General features: G+C 68.7%; 26 protein-coding genes. 21 read left to right on the top strand and 5 right to left on the bottom strand.

From position 1 onward, the window contains the following. Positions 1 to 169: 169 nt before the first annotated feature. The 4 genes from ACZYYX_RS28115 to ACZYYX_RS28100 are packed head-to-tail and all read left to right on the top strand — an operon-like array spanning position 170 to position 3,691. Positions 170 to 772, top strand: coding sequence for an ABC transporter permease (locus ACZYYX_RS28115; RefSeq protein WP_463818282.1), 603 nt, complete (start codon positions 170 to 172; stop codon positions 770 to 772). After that, complete coding sequence (locus ACZYYX_RS28110) at positions 769 to 1,938, top strand: ABC transporter ATP-binding protein (protein ID WP_463818114.1); 1,170 nt, start codon at positions 769 to 771, stop codon at positions 1,936 to 1,938. The genes ACZYYX_RS28115 and ACZYYX_RS28110 overlap by 4 nt, the downstream gene beginning before the upstream one ends. Further along, complete coding sequence (locus ACZYYX_RS28105) at positions 1,935 to 2,717, top strand: ABC transporter permease (RefSeq protein WP_463818113.1); 783 nt, start codon at positions 1,935 to 1,937, stop codon at positions 2,715 to 2,717. The genes ACZYYX_RS28110 and ACZYYX_RS28105 overlap by 4 nt, the downstream gene beginning before the upstream one ends. Continuing rightward, positions 2,714 to 3,691, top strand: coding sequence for a glycine betaine ABC transporter substrate-binding protein (locus ACZYYX_RS28100; protein WP_463818112.1), 978 nt, complete (start codon positions 2,714 to 2,716; stop codon positions 3,689 to 3,691). Before ACZYYX_RS28105 ends, ACZYYX_RS28100 begins: the two co-directional genes overlap by 4 nt. A gap of 259 nt (positions 3,692 to 3,950) precedes the next feature. On the opposite strand, the gene ACZYYX_RS28095 is transcribed toward ACZYYX_RS28100, so the two are convergent. Both ACZYYX_RS28095 and ACZYYX_RS28090 read right to left on the bottom strand, forming a co-directional pair. Next, complete coding sequence (locus tag ACZYYX_RS28095; protein ID WP_463818111.1) at positions 3,951 to 4,358, bottom strand: VOC family protein; 408 nt, start codon at positions 4,356 to 4,358, stop codon at positions 3,951 to 3,953. Positions 4,359 to 4,377: 19 nt separating this feature from the next. Next, complete coding sequence (locus ACZYYX_RS28090) at positions 4,378 to 5,199, bottom strand: AraC family transcriptional regulator (RefSeq protein ID WP_463818110.1); 822 nt, start codon at positions 5,197 to 5,199, stop codon at positions 4,378 to 4,380. A 31-nt stretch (positions 5,200 to 5,230) separates the two neighbouring features. On the opposite strand from ACZYYX_RS28090, the gene cobN reads away from it, so the two are divergent. Genes cobN through ACZYYX_RS28055 form a run of 7 tightly spaced genes read left to right on the top strand, consistent with a single transcriptional unit; the run spans position 5,231 to position 14,250 of the window. Next, the gene (cobN, locus tag ACZYYX_RS28085) at positions 5,231 to 8,809 is read left to right on the top strand and encodes a cobaltochelatase subunit CobN (RefSeq protein WP_463818109.1); all 3,579 of its coding nucleotides are present in this window, start codon (positions 5,231 to 5,233) and stop codon (positions 8,807 to 8,809) included. Positions 8,810 to 8,828: 19 nt separating this feature from the next. Continuing rightward, positions 8,829 to 9,209 (top strand): PPOX class F420-dependent oxidoreductase, encoded by a 381-nt coding sequence (locus tag ACZYYX_RS28080; RefSeq protein ID WP_463818108.1) that lies wholly within the window; start codon positions 8,829 to 8,831, stop codon positions 9,207 to 9,209. Positions 9,210 to 9,212: 3 nt separating this feature from the next. After that, entirely contained in the window at positions 9,213 to 9,608 is a 396-nt protein-coding gene (locus ACZYYX_RS28075; RefSeq protein WP_463818107.1) for a PPOX class F420-dependent oxidoreductase, read from the top strand. A gap of 47 nt (positions 9,609 to 9,655) precedes the next feature. Beyond that, positions 9,656 to 10,168: an FxsA family protein gene (locus tag ACZYYX_RS28070; RefSeq protein WP_463818106.1), complete on the top strand. Its 513-nt coding sequence runs from the start codon at positions 9,656 to 9,658 to the stop codon at positions 10,166 to 10,168. Between the two features lie 44 nt (positions 10,169 to 10,212). Next, complete coding sequence (locus ACZYYX_RS28065) at positions 10,213 to 11,751, top strand: amidohydrolase (protein ID WP_463818281.1); 1,539 nt, start codon at positions 10,213 to 10,215, stop codon at positions 11,749 to 11,751. Next, on the top strand, positions 11,744 to 13,468 hold the full coding sequence (gene lnt, locus ACZYYX_RS28060) for an apolipoprotein N-acyltransferase (RefSeq protein ID WP_463818105.1): 1,725 nt from the start codon (positions 11,744 to 11,746) through the stop codon (positions 13,466 to 13,468). The genes ACZYYX_RS28065 and lnt overlap by 8 nt, the downstream gene beginning before the upstream one ends. After that, entirely contained in the window at positions 13,465 to 14,250 is a 786-nt protein-coding gene (locus ACZYYX_RS28055) for a polyprenol monophosphomannose synthase (protein WP_463818104.1), read from the top strand. Before lnt ends, ACZYYX_RS28055 begins: the two co-directional genes overlap by 4 nt. A 13-nt stretch (positions 14,251 to 14,263) precedes the next feature. On the opposite strand, the gene rbpA is transcribed toward ACZYYX_RS28055, so the two are convergent. Next, positions 14,264 to 14,599, bottom strand: coding sequence for an RNA polymerase-binding protein RbpA (gene rbpA / locus ACZYYX_RS28050; protein WP_043409883.1), 336 nt, complete (start codon positions 14,597 to 14,599; stop codon positions 14,264 to 14,266). 175 nt (positions 14,600 to 14,774) lie between these two features. Between rbpA and ACZYYX_RS28045 the strand changes: the two genes are divergently transcribed. The 6 genes from ACZYYX_RS28045 (at position 14,775) to ACZYYX_RS28020 (ending at position 19,458) form a co-directional block, all read left to right on the top strand. Further along, positions 14,775 to 15,080: a hypothetical protein gene (locus tag ACZYYX_RS28045; RefSeq protein WP_463818280.1), complete on the top strand. Its 306-nt coding sequence runs from the start codon at positions 14,775 to 14,777 to the stop codon at positions 15,078 to 15,080. A 145-nt stretch (positions 15,081 to 15,225) separates the two neighbouring features. Continuing rightward, complete coding sequence (locus ACZYYX_RS28040; RefSeq protein WP_463818279.1) at positions 15,226 to 15,960, top strand: ABC transporter permease; 735 nt, start codon at positions 15,226 to 15,228, stop codon at positions 15,958 to 15,960. Continuing rightward, a complete protein-coding gene (locus tag ACZYYX_RS28035; protein WP_463818103.1) occupies positions 15,957 to 16,709 on the top strand; it encodes an ABC transporter ATP-binding protein in 753 nt (250 codons plus the stop codon). The genes ACZYYX_RS28040 and ACZYYX_RS28035 overlap by 4 nt, the downstream gene beginning before the upstream one ends. Before the next feature lie 20 nt (positions 16,710 to 16,729). Continuing rightward, positions 16,730 to 17,749 (top strand): ABC transporter substrate-binding protein, encoded by a 1,020-nt coding sequence (locus ACZYYX_RS28030; protein WP_463818278.1) that lies wholly within the window; start codon positions 16,730 to 16,732, stop codon positions 17,747 to 17,749. Between the two features lie 6 nt (positions 17,750 to 17,755). Beyond that, complete coding sequence (locus ACZYYX_RS28025) at positions 17,756 to 18,850, top strand: LLM class flavin-dependent oxidoreductase (protein ID WP_463818102.1); 1,095 nt, start codon at positions 17,756 to 17,758, stop codon at positions 18,848 to 18,850. A 38-nt stretch (positions 18,851 to 18,888) separates the two neighbouring features. Next, positions 18,889 to 19,458 (top strand): hypothetical protein, encoded by a 570-nt coding sequence (locus ACZYYX_RS28020; RefSeq protein WP_463818101.1) that lies wholly within the window; start codon positions 18,889 to 18,891, stop codon positions 19,456 to 19,458. Positions 19,459 to 19,471: 13 nt separating this feature from the next. Here the strand turns inward: ACZYYX_RS28020 and ACZYYX_RS28015 are convergent, their stop codons facing one another. Then, a complete protein-coding gene (locus ACZYYX_RS28015; protein WP_463818100.1) occupies positions 19,472 to 20,152 on the bottom strand; it encodes a hypothetical protein in 681 nt (226 codons plus the stop codon). A gap of 73 nt (positions 20,153 to 20,225) precedes the next feature. Between ACZYYX_RS28015 and ACZYYX_RS28010 the strand changes: the two genes are divergently transcribed. Genes ACZYYX_RS28010 through ACZYYX_RS28000 form a run of 3 tightly spaced genes read left to right on the top strand, consistent with a single transcriptional unit; the run spans position 20,226 to position 24,121 of the window. Then, a complete protein-coding gene (locus ACZYYX_RS28010) occupies positions 20,226 to 21,755 on the top strand; it encodes a carboxylesterase/lipase family protein (protein WP_463818099.1) in 1,530 nt (509 codons plus the stop codon). An 18-nt stretch (positions 21,756 to 21,773) separates the two neighbouring features. Beyond that, positions 21,774 to 23,789 carry a primary-amine oxidase gene (locus ACZYYX_RS28005; protein WP_463818098.1) on the top strand — a complete coding sequence of 672 codons (2,016 nt, stop codon included), beginning with the start codon at positions 21,774 to 21,776 and terminating at the stop codon, positions 23,787 to 23,789. A 5-nt stretch (positions 23,790 to 23,794) separates the two neighbouring features. Beyond that, positions 23,795 to 24,121 carry a YnfA family protein gene (locus ACZYYX_RS28000; protein WP_463818097.1) on the top strand — a complete coding sequence of 109 codons (327 nt, stop codon included), beginning with the start codon at positions 23,795 to 23,797 and terminating at the stop codon, positions 24,119 to 24,121. Between the two features lie 4 nt (positions 24,122 to 24,125). On the opposite strand, the gene ACZYYX_RS27995 is transcribed toward ACZYYX_RS28000, so the two are convergent. Further along, entirely contained in the window at positions 24,126 to 25,019 is an 894-nt protein-coding gene (locus ACZYYX_RS27995) for an SCO6745 family protein (RefSeq protein WP_463818096.1), read from the bottom strand. Between the two features lie 62 nt (positions 25,020 to 25,081). Between ACZYYX_RS27995 and ACZYYX_RS27990 the strand changes: the two genes are divergently transcribed. Then, positions 25,082 to 25,825 (top strand): DUF4333 domain-containing protein, encoded by a 744-nt coding sequence (locus ACZYYX_RS27990; RefSeq protein WP_463818095.1) that lies wholly within the window; start codon positions 25,082 to 25,084, stop codon positions 25,823 to 25,825. Position 25,826 lies beyond the last annotated feature (1 nt).

The raw sequence follows: 25,826 nt of genomic DNA, 5'->3' as shown, positions 1-25,826 counted from the left end.
ACCGAGAACTGAACTCGGGCCGTTTCGCCCGATAAAGGATCGGGTAAGGCAGCACGACGGGCGCATGGTGCGTCAGCAAAGGCGCGCGGAATCGGGGGAGCTGGGGAGTGACGCGGTGACCTCGAATTCCACGGTGTGGGGGTATGTCTCCACGCACTACGAGCAGCTGATGTTCGACTCGTATCAGCACGTCAGCGCCGTCGTGCAAAGCGTCCTGATCGCGACCGTCATCGGCGTGGCGCTCGGGGTGCTGACCTATCGCAACTCGCTGGCGGCAAATCTCGCCACGACGACGTCGAGCGTGATCCTGACCGTGCCGGCGTTCGCCCTGCTGGGTCTGTTGATTCCGCTCTTCGGGCTCGGGGTGATCCCGAGCGTCGCAGCCCTGGTGCTGTACTCGCTGCTGCCCATCGTCCGCAACACGATCGTCGGCCTGAACTCCGTGGACCCGGCGCTGACCGATGCGGCGCGAGGTATCGGCATGAGCCGGCTGGGCACGCTGACGCGCGTGGAACTGCGGCTCGTCTGGCCCGCCATCCTGTCGGCCATGCGGTTGAGCACGCAGATGTCGATGGGCGTGCTCGCGATCGCGGCCTACGTCAAGGGCCCCGGCCTGGGCAACCTGATCTTCGCCGGGCTGTCGCGCGTCGGCAGCCCCACCGCCCTGCCGATGGCCCTGACCGCCACGCTGCTGATCGTGATCCTCGCACTCGCGCTCGACGCCCTGCTCGTCCTCCTCGGGCGACTCACCACATCGAAAGGTGTTCGATGACAACCGATGTCACCGGGGTTCGCATCGAACTCGACCACGTCTCCAAGGTCTACCCGGGCGCGAAAACACCTGCGGTCGACGATGTCTCGCTCGACATCCCCGCCGGGGAAATCGTCGTGTTCGTCGGTCCGTCGGGGTGTGGGAAGACCACCACGATGCGCATGATCAACCGGCTCAGCGAGCCGACGTCGGGCCGCATCCTCATCGGTGACGACGACGCGCTGTCGATCAAACCGACGGAGCTGCGCCGCTCGATCGGCTACGCGATCCAGCAGGCGGGCCTGTTCCCGCACATGACGATTCGGCAGAACGTCGCACTGGTGCCGGGCCTGCTCAAATGGGACCGTCAGCGCATCACCGACCGGGTCGACGAACTGCTCGACCTCGTGGGCCTCGAACCCGCTCAGTACGCCGACCGGTACCCGCGCCAGCTCTCCGGTGGGCAGCAGCAGCGAGTGGGCGTCGCGCGCGCACTCGCAGCGGACCCACCGGTGCTGCTGATGGACGAGCCGTTCGGTGCCGTGGACCCGATCACGCGCAGCACGCTGCAGGACGAATTGCTGCGGCTACAGGACGAACTGCACAAGACCATCGTCTTCGTCACCCACGACTTCGGGGAGGCGGTCAAACTCGGCGACCGGATCGCCGTGCTCGGCCAGCAATCCGCGGTACTGCAGTACGACACCCCGCAGAACATCCTCGCCAGCCCGGCCGACGACACCGTGGCCGGCTTCGTCGGCTCCGGCGCGTCGCTGCGTCAGCTCGGGCTGCTGCGCGTGAAAGACGTTGCGCTGGAATCGCGTCCGTCCGTGCGCCACGACGACACCGTCGATCAGGTGCGCGCGACCATCGCTGCAAGCGACTACGACTGGGCGGTGGTGCTCGACGGTCGCGAGCGGCCGGTCAGCTGGGTGCGCGTCAATCGGTTGCGGCAGGCCGCCACGCTCGCCGACGCGGTGGAGCATCTCGATGTGGTCAGCACTCAGGCGACGCTGGAAGACGCTCTCGAAGCGATACTGGCCGAGCAGCACGCGTCAGCCGTCGTGACCGGCCCCGGTGGCCGGTACGAGGGCGTGGTCACCCTCGACACGCTCATCGACACGATCACGCGGCTGCGCCGCAATGCCGAAGACGCCACCGATGCGGACGGCGGCAGCCCCTCGTGACCACGACCGAGACCGCCCAGAGCGCTCCAGGCGGTGCGCCGGCACGCACCAACGCCGAGCGGGTGCGGTTGTACATCCAACCCGTGCTGGTGCTGATCGTCGCGGCGGCCGTGGTGTTCTGGGCGTTCGATCGCGAGCTGACCGCCACCCAGCGGGAGAACATCAACCCCGCCAGCGTCGCGACGCTGATCTGGCAGCACCTGCTGATCACCGCGGCGGTCACCGCCATCGTCGTGCTGATCGGTGTTCCGCTCGGCGTCCTGGTCACCCGGCCGGGCGCAAAACCGTTGCGGCCCCTGGTCATCGGTATCGCCAACATCGGGCAGGCGGCGCCCGCGATCGGCCTGCTGGTGCTGCTGTTCCTGCTCACCTCGCGCACCGGCTTCTGGATCGGTGTGCTGCCGATCGCGCTCTACTCGCTGCTTCCGGTGCTGTCGAGCACGATCCTCGGAATCGACCGGGTCGACCGTGCGCTGATCGATGCGGGTCTCGGGCAGGGCATGTCGCGCGCCGCCCTGCTGACGCGCGTCGAACTACCGCTCGCGGTGCCGTTCATCCTCGCCGGATTGCGGACCTCGCTGGTGTTGGCAGTCGGCACGGCCACGCTGTCGTTCCTCGTCAACGCCGGCGGTCTGGGCATCCTCATCGACACCGGATACAAGCTGCAGGACAACGTCACGCTGATCCTGGGCAGCGTGCTCGCGGTGTGTCTGGCGCTGCTGGTGGATTGGCTGGGCGGGCTGGCCGAGTTCTACGTGGGCCCCAAGGGTCTGCGATGAACGCCCGCCGGCAGCTGGCCGCGCTCGCCGCCGTCGTCATGCTGGTGACGACCGCGTGCGGGTTGGGCTCGGGCAGCGCGGTACCGCTGCAGGTCGGGCCGGGCTCGATCAAGCCCACACCCGGCCTGGAGGGTGTGCAGATCACGGTCGGCTCCAAGGAGTACACCGAGCAGGTCATCCTCGGCTACATCCTCGAGTACACGCTGGCGGCGGCAGGGGCGCAGGTGCGGGACCTGACCGGCATCGTGGGCAGCCGCAGTACCCGGGGCGCGCAGCTGTCCGGTCAGGTCGACGTCGCCTACGAGTTCACCGGCAACGCGTGGATCAACTACCTGGGCCACGAGAAGCCGCTGCCCGACACGCGCAAGCAGTACGAGGCGGTGCGCGACGAGGACCTCGCACGAAACGACATGGTGTGGCTGGAGCCGGGGCCGATGGACGACACCTACGCGCTGGCTGCCAGCACCCGCACCGTGGAGCGCACCGGCGTGCGGACGCTGTCCGACTACGCCGCTCTGGTCACGCGCGACCCTGCCGCGGCGCGTACGTGCGTCGACACCGAGTTTCGTGCCCGTCAGGACGGATTCCCCGGCATGGCAACGGCTTACGGCTTCGACCCGGCCCGCGCGAACACGCCGATCCTGCAGGTCGGGATCATCTATCAGGCCACCGCCGACGGCACGCAGTGCGATTTCGGTGAGGTCTTCACCACCGACGGCCGCATCGCCGCCTTGAACCTCACGGTGCTGACCGACGACAAGCAGTTCTTCGCGCACTACAACCCGTCGGTGACGATGAAGCGCAGCTTCTTCGAGGCCCACCCCGAGATCGCGGACGTGACGGCGCCGGTCACCGCGGCGATCACCAACGAAGTCATCACCGAGCTGAACAAACAGGTGGACGTAGACGGCCGCGACCCCAGCGTGGTCGCGCGCGACTGGATGGTGTCGCAGGGGTTCGTGACCGCGGGCTGACCCCGAAAGTGATCGTCGTCACACATCTCGAACGATAGTTCCGTGCCACACCTTTCCCGCTGAGAACCCGGTACCGGCGGTACCGTCACGCCTCATGAAGCCCCTGCGATCAGCAGGGACGTGGGAAAGGAACCCCGTCGTGGGAAAGGAGCAATGATGTTCGCACTCATCGCATTCACCGTCGTCGTCGCCGGGCTCGTCGTCGTCGCGGGCACGCCCTATCGGCAGACCTGGTACAGCCGCTGGAGCCGCTGATCGCTCAGCTCAGCGACGGCCGGTAGGTTCCGAAACTCCAGATGTTGCCGTGCGGATCGCGCGCTGCGAAGTCGTGGGAACCGTAGTCCTGATCGCTGATCCCCTGCACGATCTCTGCGCCGGCCGCGGCTGCCCTGTCATGCAGCGCGTCGACCTCGGCCGCGCTGTCGACGACGACGTAGACGACGACAGGACCCGGCAGCGCGAAGACGCTGTCGCGCTCGGCGTCGCCGACCATCACCACTCCGGTACCGATCCGGACCTCGGCGTGCTGCAGCGGCAGATTCGGCTCAGGTGGGACGAGCAGCGCAGGGATCGCGCCGAAGGCGTTCGAGAGCCAGCCGATCGCCTCGCGTGGCTCGGTGAAGTGCACGATGGGGATCGCGCCGGACGCGTGCATGGGTGTGGTCATGCATCGAACGGTAGGCCGGTCAACCACCCGGGTCTTGGACGGAATTGACTTCGGAATTGACCACGGCGCGCAGCGCCGCCGGGGTGAGGCCGGAGAGTTCACGGACGTCGCGGCACAGGTGCGCGTGATCGAAATAGCCGCAGTCGGCGGCGATCGCTGACAGCTCGGCGCCGGCGCGCACCTGCCCGAGGGCCCGCTCGAAGCGCACGATCCGTGCGACCGTCTTCGGCGGTAATCCGATCGCGTCGCGATACCGCGCGATCAACCTGCGATGACTCCAGCCGAGCTCGTCGGCCAGCGGCCCGATGGCGGTGCGCCCGCCGCTGGCGGTGATGCGTCCCAGCGACCAGGCCACCCCGGGGTCGATGTCCGGCGCGTCACCCAGTCGGGCCAGCAGCATCGCGTCGACGAGTGCGAAGCGGTCCTCCCAGCGGTAGGTCTCCCCGATGCGCTGGACAAGGTCGGCGGCACCGCGGCCGAGCACGGCCTCGACCGGCACCGAGCGGTTGGCCAGCTCCGAGAGCGGAAGCCCGAGGATGCGGCGCGCACCCAACGGCGTGAGGTCGATCTGCAGGCAGTGCGCGGAGCCGCCGTGCCCCACCAGCACCGGCGCGTCCGTGAGACCCGCCACGAAAGACTGCAGCCGCAGCGGCGCATCCCTCTGGTGGGCGACGGTCCAGCCCGCGTCGAGATCGATGATGATCGGCACGAACGTACAGGCCACCTCGCGGAACGTGACCGGATCGACGCCGCGCTCGCAGAACCCCTCGTAGCGCAGCACCACTCCGCGCAGCGAGGGGTCCGGGGTGCCGACTGCGACGCCCGAGGTCCCCTCAGTCACAGAGATCACCGTAGTCCGGTACGAATGGGGGGTGACGACCGTTCTGCTGCTGTCCACATCGGACACCGATCTGATCACTGCCCGCGCATGCGGGGCGCGCTACCGGTGGGCCAATCCGTCGCGGCTGGTCGACGGTGAGCTCGAGGAACTCCTGGCCACCGCCGACGTCGTGGTGGTCCGGATCCTCGGTGGCTACCGCGCCTGGGAGGACGGCATCGACGCGGTGGTCGCCAGCGGGGTGCCTGCCGTGGTGGTCAGCGGCGAGCAGGCGCCCGACGCCGACCTGATGAACCGCTCGACAACGCCGGCGGGCGTCGCTCTGCAGGCCCACGTCTATCTCGCGCAGGGCGGCGTCGACAATCTGTCGAACCTGCACGCCTTCCTGTCGGACACACTGCTGATGACGGGTTTCGGGTTCGCCGAGCCGACGAGCACACCGGCCTGGGGTGTTCTGGACCGACCTTCCGGACGATCCGACGGACCCGTCGTCGCCGTGCTGTTCTACCGTGCCCAGCAGTTGGCGGGTAACACCGCCTACATCGAGGCGCTGTGCGACGCGATCGACGCTGCAGGAGGAGTGCCGCTTCCGGTGTTCTGCGCCTCGCTACGCACGCCCGAGCCCGAGCTGATCGAACTGCTCGGCACCGCCGACGCGATGATCACCACGGTGCTCGCGGCCGGTGGCGCGACGCCCGCGGCCGTGTCAGCAGGCGGGGTCGACGACGCATGGAACGTGGCTCACCTTGCCGCCCTTGATGTTCCGATCCTGCAAGGTCTGTGCCTGACGTCGTCGCGCGCCCAGTGGGAGGCCAACGACGACGGGATGTCGCCACTCGACGTCGCCACCCAGGTCGCCGTCCCGGAATTCGACGGCCGGATCATCACGGTCCCGTTCTCGTTCAAGGAGATCGACGACGAGGGCCTCATCACCTACGTCGCCGATCCCGAAAGGTGCGCCCGCGTGGCCGGATTGGCCGTGCGCCACGCCCGGCTGCGGTCGGTACCTGCTGCCGACAAACGGGTCGGCCTGGTCTTCTCCGCCTACCCCACCAAGCACGCCCGCATCGGCAACGCGGTGGGTCTGGACACCCCCGCCAGCGCGATCGCCCTGCTGGGCGCCATGCGTGATGCCGGCTACGACGTCGGCGAAGTCCCCGGCCTCGACGCCGGCGACGGGGACGCGCTGATCCACGCACTCATCGAACGCGGTGGCCAGGATCCGAACTGGCTCACCGAGACTCAGCTCGCCGGCAATCCGATCCGGGTGTCTGCCAAGGATTATCGGGCCTGGTTCGCCACGCTGCCCGGCGAGCTCGCCGACGCGGTGGTCGAGCACTGGGGACCGCCGCCGGGAGAGCTGTTCGTCGATCGCACTCACAATCCCGACGGTGACATCGTCATCGCCGCCATGCAGTGCGGCAACGTCGTGATCCTGGTCCAACCGCCCCGCGGTTTCGGCGAGAACCCCGTCGCCATCTACCACGACCCCGATCTGCCCCCCAGTCACCATTACCTCGCGGCCTACCGGTGGTTGGACGGGGCCTTCGGTAACAGCTTTCACGCCGACGTCGTCGTGCACCTCGGCAAGCATGGCAACCTGGAGTGGCTGCCGGGCAAGACGCTGGGCATGTCGTCGTCCTGCGGCACCGACGCCGCGCTGGGCGACCTGCCGCTGGTCTACCCGTTCCTGGTCAACGATCCGGGGGAGGGCACCCAGGCCAAGCGCCGCGCCCACGCGACGCTGATCGATCACCTGATCCCGCCGATGGCGCGGGCCGAAACCTACGGCGACATCGCCCGCCTGGAGCAGCTGCTCGACGAGCATGCCAACATCTCCGCGCTCGACCCGGGCAAGCTTCCCGCGATCCGCCAGCAGATCTGGACGTTGATGCGCGCCGCCAAGATGGATCACGACCTCGGGCTCGAGGACCGGCCCGACGAGGACTCCTTCGACGACATGCTGCTGCACGTCGACGGGTGGCTGTGCGAGATCAAGGACGTGCAGATCCGCGACGGTCTGCACATTCTCGGTCAGCGGCCCGTGGACTCCGGCGAACTCGACCTCGTGCTGGCGATCCTGCGGGCCCGTCAGCTGTTCGGCGGGGAACAGACGGTTCCCGGTCTGCGCCAGGCCCTCGGACTGGCCGAGGACGGCCACGACGACCGGACCGCCGTCGACGAGGCCGAGGCCCGAGCCCGCGAACTCGTTGCGGCGCTGCAGGACAGCGGTTGGAACGCCGACGTCGTCGATGCGCTGACCGACAACGACGACGTTGCGGCGATCCTGCGGTTCGCGGCCACCGAGGTGGTGCCGAGGCTGAGGCAGACCGCGGGGGAGATCGACCAGGTGCTGCGGGCGCTCGACGGCCACTTCATCCCGTCGGGTCCGTCAGGATCACCGTTGCGCGGACTGGTCAACGTACTGCCGACCGGACGCAACTTCTACTCGGTGGACCCGAAGGCCGTGCCGTCGCGGCTGGCCTGGGAAACCGGTGTGGCGATGGCGGATTCGCTGCTCGAGCGGTACCGGGCCGACCACGGGCGCTGGCCGGAATCGGTCGGACTCTCGGTGTGGGGCACCTCCGCCATGCGCACTGCCGGTGACGACATCGCCGAGGTGCTCGCGCTGCTCGGGGTTCGCCCCATCTGGGATGACGCGTCACGGCGCGTGGTCGACCTCGAAGCCATCCCGCTCGAGGAGCTCGGCCGGCCACGGATCGACGTGACCGTGCGGATCTCGGGGTTCTTCCGGGACGCCTTCCCACATGTGGTCGCGATGCTCGACGACGCGGTGCGATTGGTCGCGTCACTGGAGGAGTCCGACGACGACAACCTGGTGCGCGCGCACGCACAGGTCGACCTGGCGGAGCACGGTGACGAGAGACGAGCGACGACAAGGATTTTCGGTTCCAAGCCCGGTACGTACGGTGCCGGCCTGCTACAGCTGATCGACAGCCGCAACTGGCGCGACGACGCCGACCTCGCCGAGGTCTACACCGCGTGGGGCGGCTTCGCGTACGGCCGGGGGCTCGACGGCGCATCCGCCACGGACGACATGAACCGGGCCTACCGGCGAATTGCCGTGGCCGCCAAGAACACCGACACCCGTGAGCACGACATCGCCGACTCCGACGACTACTTCCAATATCACGGCGGCATGGTCGCCACGGTGCGAGCGCTGACCGGCACCGCTCCGGCGGCCTACATCGGGGACAACACACGACCCGACGCCGTGCGCACACGCACGCTCTCGGAGGAGACCACCCGCGTGTTCCGGGCCCGGGTCGTCAACCCGCGCTGGATGACCGCGATGCGCAGGCACGGTTACAAGGGTGCCTTCGAGATGGCCGCGACAGTCGACTACCTGTTCGGCTACGACGCGACCGCGGGTGTGATGGCCGACTGGATGTACGAGCAGCTTTCTGAGAGCTACGTGCTGGACGACGAGAACCGCAAGTTCATGAACGAATCCAATCCGTGGGCGCTGCACGGGATGGCCGAACGCCTGCTCGAGGCGGCCGGGCGCGGCATGTGGTCGGCACCCGAGCAGGCCACCCTCGACGCGCTGCGGCAGGTGCTGCTGGAGACCGAGGGCGATCTCGAGGGCTGATCCCGCTACATTTGGTGCTATGCCCGTGACGTTCGCCCAGGTCGCCAAGTCCGAGTACATCCTGCTCACGACGTTCACCAAGGACGGCAGGCCGAAGCCGACCGCGATCTGGGCAGCGCCGGCGGGGGACAAGCTGATCGCCATCACCCAGGAGAAGTCGTGGAAGGTCAAGCGCATCCGCAACACCTCCCGGGTGACGATCGCCCCGTGTGACCGGGGCGGCAAACCCAAGGGCGAGGCGGTGGAGGCCACCGCGAAGATTCTCGACAAGTCCGCCAACGCTGCCACCTACGACGCGCTCGGCAAGCGCTACGGCCTGCTGGGGAAGGCGTTCAACTTCTTCTCCAAACTGCGGGGCGGCATGGACAAGAACGTCACCATCGAGTTGGCGGCGAGCTGACCCATGGCACCCACCTTCGGCGACGTCTACCGCGAGAAGTACCTGCTGCTGACCACGTTCACCAAGGACGGCAAACCGAAGCCCACCCCGGTCTGGGGGGTCCCCGACGGCGACAAGCTGCTGATCATCACCGACGACGGGTCGTGGAAGACCAAGCGGATCAACAACACTCCGCGCGTGACGATCCAGAAGTGCGGCGTCCTCGGCAAGGTCAAGGGTGAACCCGTCGAAGGTGTCGCCCGGATGCTGCCCAAGTCCGAGACGCGCAGGGTGTTCACCATGATCATCAAGCGTTACTGGAACCACGCCTGGTACTTCATTCCCCAGGCGATCCTGCGCGGCGGTATCGACAAGGTGCACGCCGCCATCGAGGTGACCGCACCTCCCTCCGGCAGCTAGGAACCGGCAGCTAGGAACCGAACGCGCGCCCCGGACGTTGACCGGACATGGCGATGAGGCTCTTCGTGCTCTACATGGTGGTCGAGATGGCCGTGCTGGTTGCGCTGACCGCGACGATCGGTTTCGGCTGGACGATGCTGGCAGTCGCGGGCACGTTCCTGCTCGGCCTCGCGCTGGCCGGCTCCCAGCTGCGCCGCCACCTGCGCCGTCTACAGACCGGGCTCACCGCTGACAACGCCGCCGGGGTGGTCACCGACAGTGCACTCGTGGCTCTCGGTACGGTGCTCGTCGTGATTCCCGGCCTCGCCAGCTCCGTCGTCGGCGCACTCCTGCTGCTTCCCCCCACGCGTGCGCTCGCGCGTCCCGTCGTCACCGCGATGGCGGCCCGCCGGGCTCCGCTGATCGTCGGCGCGGGCACTGCGACGCCATTCGCCTACCGGCCCGCCCGCGGCGCGTACACAGGTGGCGACTACATCGACGGTGAGGTCATCGACATCGTCGATGCGCCTGTGGACGCCACGCCCGAGTCCCAGGCCGAACTCCGCCGTCTGCCGGAGTGAACGCCACCCGCCTCCTGATCGGTGGGCGCATCCACAGCGCCGCCATGCCCGACGCCACGGCGATGGCCGTGCGCGACGGTGTGATCGCCTGGCTCGGCAGCGACGCCGTCGGCTCAGAACAGTTCCCCGACGCCGAGATCGTCGATCTCGCGGGCGGGTTCGTCGCCCCGGCATTCGTCGACAGCCACGTGCACGTCACGGCCACCGGCCTGAGTTTGACCGGACTTGACCTGCGGGAAGCGACCTCGCGCCCGCACTGCATGGATCTGCTCGCCGCCTTCGCCCGCACCCGTCCCGACGGGGTGCTGTGGGCGCACGGATGGGACGAATCGGGGTGGCCCGACCGGACGCCGCCGACCGTCGACGACGTGGACGCCGCGGTGGGACCCGGCCGCATGGCCTACCTGGCCCGGGTGGACGTGCACTCCGCGGTGGCCTCCACTGCGCTGCAGCGCGCCGCGGGAGTGTCCGGCCATGGGCCGCTGACCGCCGACGACCACCACCGCGTGCGCCGGGTGGCCCGCGAACACCTGACCGCCGGCCAGCGCGACGACGCCCGACGGGCCACCCTCGACCTCGCGGCGTCGCGCGGCATCGTCGCCGTCCACGAATGCGCGGGACCGGAGATCGGCGGTCTCGACGACTGGCGGGAATTGCGCGCGCTTGACCACGGTGTGGACGTGGTCGGCTACTGGGGTGAGGCGGTCGACTCCGCCGACGCCGCCCGCGCACTGATCGCCGAAACAGGTGCGCAGGGGTTGGCCGGTGACCTGTTCGTCGACGGCGCCCTCGGCTCGCGCACGGCCTGGCTGCACGAGCCCTACGCCGACGCACCGCCAGGATGCGCAGCCCCGCACGGCAACACGTATCTGAATGTCGACGCGATCACCGCGCACCTGATGGCCTGCACCGAAGCCGGCGTCACGGCCGGCTTCCACGTCATCGGCGACGCTGCCGTCACCGCGGTCGTACAGGCGCTGGGCGCCGTGGTCGACGAGCTCGGCAGCGTGGCCGTCGCCCGCTGCGGGCACCGCCTCGAACACCTGGAGATGGTCACCGACGAGCAGGCCGCGATGCTCGGCCGCTGGGGTGTGATCGCCAGTCTGCAGCCCGCCTTCGACGCGCTGTGGGGTGGTCCGCACGGCATGTATGCCCAGCGTGTCGGGCCGACGCGTGCGTCGGGGATGAACAATTTCGCGCTGTTAGCATCCCAAGGCGTGCCCCTCGCTTTCGGCTCCGACGCCCCGGTGACCGACATGGACCCGTGGTCTGCGGTGCGCGCGGCCACCGCGCATCAGACACCCGGCAGCGCCGTGTCGGCCCGCGCCGCCTTCGCGGCCGCCACCCGGGGAGCCTGGCGCGCCGGCGGTGCCCGCGACGGTGTGACCGGCACGCTCGTGCCAGGAGCGCCCGCCTCCTACGCCGTGTGGGACGCCGACGAGTTCGATGTCACTGCCCCCGCGGACGCGGTGCAACGCTGGTCCACCGATCCGCGCTCTCGGGTTCCTGTGCTGCCCCGCCTGGACGGCGCTGCGCCGCGATGCCGGCAGACGGTGCATCGAGGCGTGGTCCTCCATGGCTGAGGCCACCGAACGAAAACCCCAAGCCGAATCCGTCACCGCCGAACCGCCTTCTCGCCGAGCGCGGATCGGCCGTGTCGTGCTGAACCGCGCGGTGCTGGACCGGTTGCCGCAGTTGACCGTTGCTCTGCTCGGCGGGCTGATGTTGTGCCTCAGTTTTCCGCCATTCGGCTGGTGGTTCGCCGCCATCGCCGCCTTCGCCGCGCTGAGCTGGGTGCTGACCACGCCGTCGGTCACCGTCAAGGGTGGGTTCGGCTACGGGCTGCTGTTCGGTCTGGCGTTCTACATCCCGCTGCTGCCCTGGATCAGCGGGCTGGTCGGACCCGTCCCATGGCTGGCGCTCAGTGCGCTCGAGGCGTTGTTCCCGGCGCTGTTCGGTGCCGTCGCGGTCGTGGTTCGCAGCGTGCCCGGCTGGCCTCTGTGGTTCGCCGGCCTGTGGTCTACGCAGGAGTGGCTGAAGTCGACGGTGCCGTTCGGCGGATTCCCGTGGGGTGTCGTCGGCTATTCGCAGACGCAGAGTCCGGCGCTGCCGCTGGCGTACTTGGGGGGCGCCCCGCTGGTGTCCTTTGGTGTCGCCCTGGTCGGTTTCGGTCTCGCGGCGATGACCATCGAGGTGGTCAGGTGGTGGCGCAGCGACCACGCCGCGCGCACCGCCAAGCCGCCTGCGGTGGTCGTGTCGGGCCTGTGTGTGGCGGTCGTGCTGCTCACCGCGGCCCTGGCGTGGCCGCACGTCCGCAAATCCGGCGCCAGCGTCGGCGACGAGCCACCGGTCACCGTCGCGGTCGTCCAGGGCAACGTGCCCCGTCTGGGCCTCGAGTTCAACGCGCAGCGCCGTGCCGTGCTCGACAACCACGTCAACGAGACGATCCGCCTGGCCGACGACGTGCGGGCGGGCCGGGCACCGCAGCCCATGGTGGTGATCTGGCCGGAGAACTCCTCGGACATCGATCCGCTGGCCAATGCCGACGCCGCCAAGGAGATCTCCGCCGCGGCCGCAGCGATCAGGGCACCCATCCTGGTAGGCGGCGTGCTCGCTGCGCCCGGGTACCGCCGCGACAACCCGGTGTCGACCAATTCGGTGATCGTGTGGAACCCCGACACCGGGCCCGCCGACCGCCACGACAAGCAGATCATCCAGCCGTTCGGCGAGTACCTGCCGTGGCGCAGCTTCTTCAGCAGGCTCTCGTCGTACGCCGACCGGGCCGGCTACTTCGTACCGGGACACGGCGACGGCGTGGTGCGGGCGGCCCGGGTACCGATCGGTGTCACCACGTGCTGGGAGGTGATCTTCGACCGGGCCGCGCGCGAGGCCGTCCGCAGCGGTGCGCAGATGCTCGCCGTCCCGGCCAACAACGCGACCTTCGACGAGGCGATGAGCGAACAGCAGCTCGCGTTCGCGCGGTTGCGGGCGGTCGAGCACGATCGCTACGTCGTCGTCTCCGGGACGGTCGGCATCAGCGCGGTGATCTCGCCGGCAGGTCGCGAGCTGGCGCGCACCCAGTTCTTCGAGCCCGCCTACCTGGATCAACAGATCCGGCTGCGGACGTCGCTGACCCCGGCGACCCGGTTCGGTCCCTACGTGGAGGCGGCGCTGGTGGCCATTGGCGTTGCGGGACTTCTGGCAGCGATGCTGCACAATAGTTTCTTCGCGGGCCGCGTGGAGGCCCTGAGAACGAAGCGTCGGAAATCGACGTCCGAGAACGGCAAAGGAGCCTCATGAGCGTCCCCGGTAGCGCCGGTGGCCAGGAAGCCGGGGCGAAACCCAGCGCACGCACCCTCGTGATCATCCCGACCTACAACGAGCGCGACAACCTGCTCAAGATCGTCGGCCGGGTCACCGAATCGGCGCCGCAGGTCCACGTGTTGATCGTCGACGACGGCAGCCCCGACGGCACCGGCGCGCTGGCCGACGAGCTCTCGCTGGCCGATCCCGACCGCGTCCACGTCATGCACCGCAGCTCCAAAGACGGCCTCGGCGCCGCGTATCTCGCCGGCTTCGCCTGGGGGCTGAGCAGGCAGTACACCGTGCTGGTGGAGATGGACGCCGATGGCAGTCACGCCCCCGAGCAGCTGTACCGGCTGCTCGATGCCGTCGACGGCGGCGCCGATCTGGCGATCGGGTCACGCTACGTCGGCGGCGGCGAGGTGCGGAATTGGCCGCGCCGGCGGCTGGTCCTGTCCAAGACCGCCAACGGTTACTCCCGCATCCTGCTGGGTGTCGACATCCACGACATCACCGCCGGATACCGGGCGTACCGCCGCGAGGTTCTCGAGAAAATCGACCTGGGGGCCGTCGATTCGAAGGGCTACGGATTCCAGGTGGACCTGACCTGGCGCTCCATCAACGCCGGGTTCACGGTCGTCGAGGTACCGATCACGTTCACCGAACGTGAGCATGGCGTCTCGAAGATGGATGGTTCGACGATCCGCGAAGCCATCCTCAAAGTCGCCCAGTGGGGTATGCGGGCCCGGTTGGACCGGGCCCGGGGCGTTGCCCGCTGAATGGGCCCGCTGATCAGCCCCGGCGGCGGGTCTTGATGATCTCGAGGCGCTCCTTGAGCAACTCCTCGAGCTCTTCGACCGAGCGCCGCTCGAGCAGCATGTCCCAGTGGGTGCGCGGCGGCTTCACCTTCTTGGGCTCGGGCACATCACCTTCGATGAGCGTGCCCTCCATGCCGTTGCGGCACAGCCAGGTACCCGGGATCTCGGCATCGTCGGCGAACGGAACGTCGAATTCCTCGCCGTTGTCGGTGCGGTAGCGCGCGACCTGACGCGGCGCCAAGTCGTGGTTGCGGTCCGTCTCGTAGCTCACAGCTCCGAGGCGGCTGCCCCTCAAGACACGATCAGCCATCGTCAACTCCTCTTCAGCATGTGGTCCGGGGTATTCAACGCAGATCTATCCAACGGAGTTCCCGACTCGGCCCCTGATGATACCGGGATCTGAGTATCTCCCGGTTTAGAGTCGGCCCGTGACCGCCTCCCCGGACCGGCTGGCTCCCCCTCGCAGATCCCGCACACGCCCTCAGATGTGCCGGTGGTGTGGACGCGAAGTGGCTGACGCCGGGATGGGTAGACGGCGGCAGTACTGCCGCCAATCGTGTCGGCAGCGGGCCTACGAGCAGCGCGCCCTGGTCAAGGGGTCGGCGGTGGCCGAGGATGCGGTGGTGCTGAGCGCCGAGGAAGCCTCGGTGCTGTCCGACAGGGTCTATCAGGTGCGCTGCGCAGCGGAGGACATGGCGACCGCCCTCGAGGAGGGCGCCGAGGCGAGTGAACTCCGGGAATTGTGTGATGCCGTCATGCGCGCGGCGCGCGCCGCCGACGGGTGGCGCTGACCCCGCAGCTGTTTCCGTCACGCCGAGTCAAACGCTTCAGGGGAGAACCGGCCGGGCGTAGCGTCGCCTGACCGTGACCAGTCCCGCTGACCTGGCCGTGCCGTCGGCCGCCGCAGCCCCGCGCGTCAGCCCCCGGCGTAGGTGGATGCTCATCCGCCTCGCTTCGCCGTTCGTGCTGCTGGCCCTCTGGCAGATCGGCAGCGCGATCGGGCTCATACCCCAGGACGTGCTGCCCGCACCCTCGCTGATCGCCGAAGCGGGGGTCGAGCTGATCAGAACGGGCCAGCTCGCGGATGCCCTGGCCGTGTCGGGGGTCAGAGTCATCCAGGGCCTGCTGCTGGGTGGCACGGTCGGGATCGCGCTCGGCATCGCTGTCGGCCTGTCCACGTGGTTCGAGGTCACCATCGATCCGCCGATGCAGATGGTCCGTGCGCTGCCGCACCTCGGATTGATCCCCTTGTTCATCGTGTGGTTCGGCATCGGGGAATTGCCCAAGGTGCTTCTCGTCGCGCTCGGCGTGAGTTTTCCGCTGTATCTCAACACCTTCTCGGCCATCCGCCAGGTCGACCCCAAATTGCTCGAGACCGCGCAGGTGCTCGGCTTCTCGTTCTGGCAGAAGCTGCGCACCATCATCGTGCCCAGCGCGGCGCCACAGGTTCTCGTCGGTCTGCGGCAGTCGCTGGCGATCGCGTGGCTGACCCTGATCGTGGCCGAACAGATCAACGCGGACAAAGGAATTGGATTCCTGATCATGAACGCGCGTGACTTCCTGCGGATCGACATCATCATCTTCGGTCTCATCATCTACGCACTGCTGGGCATCGGCACCGACGCCGTGGTCCGCGCACTCGAGAACAGGGCAGCGAGGTACCGGACATGACCCTCACCACCGACGCATCCAGCCGGGTGATTGCACAGCGCGCCGACAGCGCAGGCGAGCTGCGCGGCGTGAACAAGTGGTACGGCGACCGCCACGTGCTGACCGACCTCTCGATCCACATCGGCCGCGGCGAGATCGTCGCCCTGATCGGCCGCAGCGGATCAGGCAAGTCGACCGTCCTGCGTGTGCTCGCGGGATTGTCGACCGACCACACCGGTGAACGCGTGGTGGCCGGTGCGCCCGCCGTGGCTTTCCAGGAACCGCGGTTGTTCCCGTGGCGCGACGTTCGCACCAACGTCGCCTACGGCGTGACCCGCGCGAGGTTGTCGAAGGCAGAGGCGCAGACCCGCGCCGAACAGGCGCTGGCCGACGTCGGCTTGGCCGACCGCGCGTCTGCGTGGCCGTCGACGCTCTCCGGCGGGCAGGCACAGCGAGTTTCGCTCGCCCGCGCGCTGGTCGCCGAGCCGCAACTGCTGCTCCTCGACGAACCGTTCGGGGCGCTGGACGCGTTGACCCGGCTCTCGATGCGCGCCCTCCTGCTCGACCTGTGGCGGCGCCACAGCTTCGGCGTTCTCCTGGTGACCCACGACGTCGACGAGGCCGTCGCGTTGGCCGATCGGGTTCTGGTGCTCGAGGACGGAGCGATCGCGCACACCCTCGACATTCCGGACCCGCGGCGCGCCCCCGGAGAAGGCCATACCGACCGCTACCGCGCCGAGCTTCTCGACACGCTCGGCGTGCAGTCCTGACCATCGTCGACGAGGGGGCCATCATGTCCAGGGTTGTTGCAGTGATCGCCGCGGTCAGTCTGCTGTTGGCGGGTTGCGTATCGCGACAGGACGTCTCGGGCGCCCAGAAGCCTCCCGAACAGGTACCTCTGGCAGAGTTGGGAGATCTGACCCTGCAGGTCGGCGACCAGAAGGGTGGCACCGAGTCGTTGCTGCGCGCCGCAGGTGCGCTCGACGGTCTGCCCTATCGAATCGCGTTCTCGACGTTCACGTCCGGGCCGCCGCAGATCGAAGCCGCGACAGCGGGCAAGATCGACTTCGCGATCACAGGCAACACCCCGCCGATCTTCGGTGCCGCATCAGGCGCCAAGGTGAAGGTGGTCTCCGCCTACGATGGCGGCGGTACCGGCGATCAGGTTCTCGTGCATCAGGATTCACCGATCACCTCGATCGCAGATCTGCGAGGCAAGAAGATCGCCGTTGGAAAAGGTAGCTCCGCGCACGGCCACATCCTCGCCCAACTCAAGAACGCGGGACTGACCCCGGACGACGTCACGTTGATCTTCCTCCAACCGGCCGACGCGCTGTCGGCATTCAGTCAGCGTCAGGCCGACGCGTGGGCAATCTGGGATCCGTACACGGCGCAGACTGCTGCGCAGCTGCCGGTGCGCTCCATCGGGCAGGCGAAGGACGTCACCAACGGCTACTGGTTCGGCGTGGCCTCGGACCAGGCGCTGGCTGACCCGAAGCGCAACACCGCGCTGGCCGACCTGCTGGTCCGGTTCGAGAAGGCCGCGAGGTGGGCCCAGCAGAACCGCGAGCAGTGGGCCACTAGCTACGCCAAGGCGGTCGGGCTGAGCCCCGAGGTGGCCACGGTCTCACAGTCTCGCAGCCTGCGGTTGCCGACCGAGCTGGACGACGATGTGGTGGCCTCCGAGCAGAAGATCGCCGACCTGTTCGCCCAATCGGGCCAAATCGCCTCACCGGCACCAGATATCAACAAGTGGGTGGATCGCAGATTCAACGACGTACTCCGTCCGCTGTTCGTCTCGACCAATTAGGAACCCATGCCCTCCGCGAAATTCTTCTGGTTTCTGCCCACCAACGGAGACAGCCGTTCCATCGTCGGAGCTTCGCATGCGTCGTCGCACCACACAGTGCCCGCCGGATACCGGCCGCCCACCCGGCGCTACCTCGCCGAGATCGCACGGGCGGCCGATCGGCTCGGCTTCGAAGGCGTGCTCACCCCGACCGGTACATGGTGTGAAGACGCCTGGCTCACGGCCTCGGCGCTGCTCGCCGAGACCGAGCGTCTGAAGTTCCTCGTGGCGTTCCGTCCGGGTCTGGTGCCGCCCACGCTCGCCGCGCAGCAGACGGCGACCCTTCAGCGATACTCCGAGGGGCGGGTGCTGCTCAACATCGTCAGCGGCGGAGATGATCGGGAGCAGCGTCGCTTCGGCGACTGGCTCGACCATGACCAGCGTTACGCGCGCACGGGGGAGTTCCTGCACATCGTCAACGCGATCTGGCGGCAAGAGTCGCTGGATTTCACGGGCTCCTTCTACGAGGTGGCAGACGCACGGGTGTCCGCAGCGCCAGATCCGTTGCCGCAGATCTACTTCGGCGGCTCGTCGGCGGCGGCGCTGCCGATCGCAGCCGAGTACGTCGACGTCTATCTCACGTGGGGTGAACCGCCGCAGGACGCGGCGGCCAAGATCGCCCGGGTGCGTGCCTTGGCCGAAGAACGCGGCCGCCGGGTGCGATTCGGTATTCGTCTGCACACGATCAGCCGCGACACCTCGGAGGCGGCGTGGGCGGTCGCTGATGCACTGCTGGCAGACCTGTCGCCCGATCAGATCGCTGCGGCCACCGCGCTGCACGCTCGATCGGAGTCCGAAGGTCAGCGTCGGATGACAGCGTTGCACGGCGGACGCATCGACCAGCTCGAGATCTACCCCAACCTGTGGGCGGGTGTCGGTCTGGTGCGTGGGGGCGCTGGTACAGCGCTGGTCGGCTCGCACGAGGAGGTGGCCAATCTGATTCTCGAGTACCACTCCCTGGGTTTCGACGAGTTCATCCTGTCGGGCTACCCGCACCTGGAAGAGGCCTACTGGTTCGCCGAGGGCGTGCTGCCGATCCTGAAGCGCAAAGGAGTCGCCTGACCGGCCGGGTGCGGCGAAAGTCTGGTATCTCTTGCGGCGTGGACGAATGGTTCGAGCGCAGCCCGTTCGTCGGGTTCGTCCCGTGGATCATCTACTGGGTGGTGGCTGACGGCCCGAGCACCTGGTTGTTCGGTGCGATCTGCGCGGTGCTTGCGACGGTGATCCTGGGGGTATCGGCCGGCTTCGCCGGGGTGCGCCTGCTCGACGTCGTCACCGTCGTGTTCTTCACCGGTGTGACTGTGGTGGGCCTGGTCATCGGCGCCGAGGACCGGGACTGGATGGACACCTACGCCACGACGCTGTCGAGCGGAGTGCTCGCGGCGATGACTCTGGGTTCGCTGGCGTTCGAGCCGTTCACCGCCCAATACGCCCCGGCGTCGGCGCCGCGGCAGGACTGGGAGGAGGCCGCGTTCCGCCGCACGAACCAGGTGTTGACGCTCATGTGGGCACTGGTGTTCGCGCTGATCGCGGTGCTCGGCTACCTCGCGGCCACCGCACCGATCACGGTGCACCTCACCAAGGCGGTGATCCCGGTCGTGGTGATCGTGGGGGCGGTGGGCATGACCCAGGCCTATCCGGGCCGAGCCCGGGAGAAGGCGCGACCGTAGATCCCCTGAGGGATCAGCAGCGGAACGCTGTTCCGACACCGGCCGGAGGCGTCATCGGCTGCAGACAGCCGAACGGAGCGACGCCGTCGGCGCTGATTCGCACCGCCGAGCGGCGGGCGTAGTTCACGCAGTACAGGCCGGCGGCGTCGCTGCGGCAGCGGGTGTCGCCGATGCTCAGGGCGCCCCCGCTGGGCAATTCGGGCCCCGATCCGGCGATGAACGGCCCCGGATCTGCGCGCAGCGCCCCGACGCGCAGCTCGTCACCGGGGAAATCGACCCACCCCGGCTTCCACACTCCCTCGGCGTCCGGCGGTGGGGGCGGCGGTGTGGCCAGGTCCAGCAGGCATGTCAGGCCGTCCGCTGTGGTCATGCACTGGGTGGTACCCGACGGGGCCCCCGAAGTGGCGGTGAAGGCGACGTCGTCACCGAGACGGGTGGTGACTCCGTCGCGGAACGCGACGTGGAAGGTGGCGGCGTCGGCGGGTGTCCCCGCCTCGATGAACGCGATGACCTCGTCGATCGACGCGCCGTCGGGCGGCGCTGCCGCGGCCGGCGTGGTCGACGGAGCGACAGCGGTGCTGGTGGTGGCCGTGGGCCTGGCCGCGTTCTGCGATGCCGACTCCGGCCTGCCGTCGGTCGATTGTGCGCAACCGGCGACCAGGGTCGCCGCTGCGAGCAGGCCGGCCATGCGCATTCCGCCAGGCTAGCTGCCCGACACGGCACGGCTGGCGAGGCAGGCCGGGCGTCGATTCGCTACCGTCGGGAGGATGCACGAGCACACCGTGCGGGTCAGAACCGCATCCGGCGTCGTCGAGGGGTTCACCCGCGATGGCGTTCACCGCTGGCGGTCCATTCCCTACGCCAAGCCGCCCGTGGGGCCGCTGCGCTTCCGCGCACCCGTCCCGGTTCAACCGTGGTCGGGGGTGCGGCACTGTCACGGGTTCGGGCCGTGTGCACCGCAGCAGCGCATGTACACGCTCCTGCGGCCGGGCAAGTACCAGCCGATGAGCGAGGATTGTCTGACGCTCAACGTGGTGGCTCCCGCCGGGTCCGACAGCGAGCCGCACGCCCGTTCCGACAGCGGGCCGCTCCCGGTGATGGTGTTCATCCACGGCGGTGGCTACCTGCTGGGGAGTTCGGCGACTCCGATCTACGACGGTGCCTCGCTGGCGCGGCGTGGGTGCGTGTACGTGTCGGTGAACTACCGGCTCGGCGCGCTGGGCTGCCTGGAGTTGTCCTCGCTGTCCACGCCTGAGCATCCGATCGACGACAACCTGTTCCTGCGGGATCTGGTGATGGCGTTGCGGTGGGTGCGTGAGAACGCCGCCGCGTTCGGAGGTGACCCCGACAACGTTACGATCTTCGGCGAGAGCGCCGGTGCCCACGCGGTCGCGACGCTGCTCGCCACTCCTGACGCCGGTGGACTGTTCGCCCGGGCGATCGCGCAGAGCCCCAGCAGCGGCATGACCCGCGGAGCCGATGTCGCCGAGCAGTACGCCGTGCGGTTCGCCCACCTCCTGGGCGCGACGGAATCCGATGCAGCCGAGGTGCTGATGCGCACCCGACCCGCGGAGCTGGTGATGGCGCTGGAAGCGCTGATCATCGAGGGGCAGCGAGAGATGTTGGGCGCCTTCGCAATCGGGCCCGCCTTTGACACCGAGTACCTGCCGACCAATCCTGCTGACGCGATGGCCGACGGGACGGCGCATCGCGTCCCGCTGATCGTGGGGACCAACGCCGACGAAGGCAAGCTGTTCACCCGTTTCCTCAAACTGTTGCCGACCACCGAGACGGCCATCGAGCGCCTGTTCTCGCAAGCCGAACCCGGTGTGCGCGAACGGATTCTGGCGGCCTACCCGGGTTATCCGAACCCCAAGGCCTGCGTACGGCTCGGCGGCGATTTCGTCTTTGCGTCCGCGATGTGGCAGATCGCCGAAGCGCACAGCCGGCACGCGCCGACGTATGTGTACCGCTACGACTACGCGACGCGTGCCCTGCACCTGTCGGGGCTGGGCGCCACGCACGCGATGGAGTTGCTCGCGGTCTTCGACGTCTATCGGTCCCGATACGGCAAGCTGCTGGCCGCCGGCCTCGACGCACGCGTCGCGGGAAAGGTCAGCGACGACATCCAGAAGCGGTGGCTGGGCTTCGCCTCAGGCGGGACACCGGGCGGTGACTGGCCGCAGTACGACCACGACGAGCGCGCGGTCATGGTGCTGGACAGGCGGCGTCGCGTGGAGCACGATCCGCACGCGGAGCGGCGCGAGGTGTGGAAGACGTTCGAGTTCGCGCAATAACGTGCTGACCGCTGCGCGGTGTGGTTGCGTGAACGGGTGCCTGATGCGCTCCCCACACCTGCAGACCACCCGCTCGACCCGCTCGACGAGGCCGAATTCCGCACGATCGCCGCGCTATTGCACCGCGAGCACGGCGTGCAGGCGGCACCGTCGGGGGAGCGCAGAGGGTGGCGATTCGCCTCGATCGAGCTGATCGAACCGTCCAAGGCCGAGCTCGCCGACTTCGACGCCGACGCACGGCGGCCCGTGCGCCGTGCGTCGGTGGTGTGCTTCGACCGCAGCACGAACGCCACCTACAAGAGCGTGGTCTCGCTGACCGACGACCGCGTCGAGTCGTTCGAGCACGTCCCCGGTGTCCAGGCCAACTTCACCGTCGACGAGTTCGCCGAGTGCGACCGACTTCTGCGCAGCCACCCCGACGTCGTCACCGCGCTGCGAGGTCGTGGCGTCACCGACATCGACCTCGTGTTCTTCGACACCTGGACCTACGGTGACGCGGTGGCGCCGCCGGAGTTGCGCGACCGGCGCATCGGCTGGTCGGACAGCTGGGTCAAGGGCGCGCCCGGTGCCAACCCGTACGCACGGCTGCTCAGCGGTCTGCACTGCGTGATCGACCTCAACGCGATGGAGCTGGTACGCATCGAGGACGTCGGACCGTTCTCGCCCTCCGGCGGTGCGACGCCGCCGGAGGTGATGGGGGAGTATGTACCTCGGCACATCCCGGACCGGATTCTCGGCCGCAGCCGCCGGGAACCGCTGAAGCCGCTGCACATCACCCAGCCCGAGGGGCCGTCGTTTTCCGTCGACGGGAATCTGGTGACGTGGCAGAACTGGTCGCTGCGTGTGGGTTTCAACCACCGTGAGGGGATGACGCTGCACACGGTCCGGTACCGGGACGGGGACCGTGACCGGTCGGTCGCCCACCGGATGTCGTTCGCCGAGATGGTGGTGCCCTACCGCGATCCATCACCGGATCACTACCGGCGCACCGCTTTCGACATCGGGGAGTGGGGCCTGGGCTTCATGACGACGTCGTTGGAGCTCGGCTGTGACTGTCTGGGGGAGATCCGGTATCTCGATGCCGTGCTGCACGACAGCGCGGGGGAGCCGTACCGCATCACCAACGCGATCTGCCTGCACGAAGAGGACAACGCCGTGCTGTGGAAGCACGTCGACCACGACATCGGTGCCGAGGTGCGCCGCATGCGCCGGCTCACGCTGTCGTTCCACGTCACCGTCGCCAACTACGAATACCTGGTCTACTGGCGTCTCTACCAGGACGGCAACATCGAATGCGAGGTCCGCGCGACCGGCATCATGGTGACCACGCCCTTGCCGGCCGGTGCGCCCAGCCCCAACGGCACGATCGTCGACGAACGCACGTATGCGCCTTTCCACCAACACTTCCTGGTGGCCCGCCTCGACATGGACGTCGACGGCACGGACAACACGGTCGTGATGAGCGAGTCGGCGGCAGAGCCGATCGGTCCCGAGAATCCCTACGGCCTGTCGGTCGTGACGCGCAATGTCCCGCTGCGCAGCGAGAAAGAGGCCCGCCAGGATGTCGACTTCGGCACGCAGCGCGCCTGGAAGGTGGTCAACCCCAACGTGGTCACCGGACTGGGCGCCCATCCGGCGTACAAGCTCGTGCCCACCGGTGCCATCCCGCCGATGTTCGACCCCGCCTCACCGGTGCTGCAGCGTGCGGGGGTGATCGCCCATACCCTCTGGGTCACCCCGAACCGTCCCGACGAGCGTTGGCCTGCAGGCGAATTCGTCAACCAATCGGCTCGGGACACCGGATTGACCCAGTGGACGGCTGCCGACCGGCCGATCGAGAACACCGACGTGGTGCTCTGGTATGTGTTCGGTATCCACCACATCACTCGGCCCGAGGACTGGCCGGTGATGCCCGCCGACATCGTCTCGTTCTGGCTCAAGCCCTTCGGCTTCTTCGATCGCAACCCCGCACTCGACGTCATCGACACCCCGCCGCAGGCGTGTCACACCTCGAGTACCAGCGCGCACCACTGAGCCCCATGGTCGCCAAATCCGCCGCACTGTTCGTTCTCGCAGCGGTTCTCGAGATCGGCGGGGCGTGGCTGGTGTGGCAGGGAGTGCGCGAACACCGAGGTTGGCTGTGGATGGGGGCCGGTGTGATCGCCTTGGGCGCTTACGGATTCGTCGCCGCGTTCCAACCCGACGCCCACTTCGGCAGGGTGCTCGCCGCGTACGGTGGCGTGTTCATCGCCGGCTCCCTGCTCTGGGGTATGGCCCTGGACGGGTTCCGCCCGGATCGCTGGGATGTGGCAGGCGCGCTGGTGGCCCTGCTGGGCGTGGCGCTCATCATGTACGGGCCCCGCTGAGGGGTCATCGGAGATGGGCGTGGGCGTCGTCGAGATCGTCGCGACGCAGCCCCATCGGCGTGCCTGCGGGCACGTCGCCCGCCGCGATCACGGCGCGGGTGATCGGCGTCAGTGCACCGAACAGCGCCTCGACCTCGTCATCGTCGAGCGCGTCCAGGGCGGGCAGGGCGAGCGCGTCGGTCCTGTCCTCGATGTGCTGTTTCAGCGCGCGGCCCTGGTCGGTGATGGCGCCGGCGTCGTCGAGCAACCCGCGCTCTCGCAACGCATCACTGTGTGCGGCCCACTGTGTGTCGTCGTAGTCGCGGCTGCGCCTGATCATCTGCTCGGGCACCCGGCCGGCAGCGGCGTGCAGCACGTTGCATTCGCGGCCGGACAGACCTTCGGCGGAGAGCGCGGCGACGTGGCCGTCGCCGCGATGCTCGCGCAGCAGGGTGGCCGCGTGCCACAGCCGTGGCAGTGGCTCGCTCGGCCACGTCAGCGATCGGTTGGCCGCGTACAGCACGCGACCGTCGAGGTCGGCACCCACCGCCGCGCGAGCGGCCAGCTCCGCCGCGGTCTGTGCGTCTGCGTCGGTGACACCGCTGCGCCGCAGCGCCGCCACCGCGCCCTCCTCACGGGCGCGCAGGGCGTCGGCCGGAGGAGCCACATCCCACGCGGCGGGCAGCGCTGTGGCGACCCGATCTGCGGTGAAGTTGTAGAACGCCGCGGTAACGACTTCGGCCGGGACGATGCCCAGCGGTGCGGACCGGGCGGCGAAGTAACCCATCCAGAAGCCGCGGTAGCCGAGGCCGTCCAGGGCCGCGCGGGCCTCCGGCGCGAAGTAGGTCACGGCGTGGACCGGCTCGATCCGGTCGAAGAAGCGGCGGGCGAGCGTGATCGGGCGAGAAGGGTTGCGCACCCCCGCAGTCAATCACCCCGCGGGCGCAGGTCTGCTAACGTCCCCAGCACCGTGGGTCGGGGGTGACGGGCAGGCAGATGGCCAAGCTGATCGGGGTGTTCGCCGGGCTGGCTCTCGGCTGCAGCGTCCTGCCGGCCTGCAGTTCGCCGGTGAGTTCCGACGCGATCCCCGCCGTGGCGCCCGAGGATCTGCAGGCCGACATCGCTGCGCGCCTGGCGAAGGCGGGGGAGAAGCCGGAGTCGGTGGTCTGCAAGGAGCCGCTGGTCGGTGAAGTCGGGCAGTCTGCTCGATGCGACGTGGTGCTGAGTCCGACGAACAGCTTCGAGCCGATCGTCACCGTCACCGACATCGACGGCGCCTCGATCGTCTACGAGATGATTCCCGCGCTGTCTCGACCTCAACTGGAACGTGCCGTGGCGCGACTGGTGGCGAGCACGCCGGACGCGGTGGCGTGCTTCTCGGGGCTGCCGGGTCGTGCCGGTGCGGTCGCACAGTGCGATGTGTCCGCCGGGGGTACTCCGGTGCGTCGCACGGCCACGGTCACCAGCGTCACGGGGCTGACGATGACCTTCGACGTGGTGCCGCTACTCACCAAGGAGGAGCTGGAGTCGTCGCTGCTCGACGAGCTCGCCGCCAGGGTGAACAGGCGACCGGACTCGGCGGTGTGCGGCGGCAGCCTGGAGGGCCGGGTCGGCAACACCGTCGACTGCACAGTGGTGTCGGGCACGGAACGGGCCGAGCTGGTGCTCACGGTGACCGCCGTCGACGGCACCAAGATCGACTACACCTATGCGCCCCGGCGCTGAT

It is taken from the genome of Mycobacterium sp. IDUB_1 (genome assembly GCF_055419625.1).
This window is presented reverse-complemented; position numbering and strand designations above follow the sequence as displayed.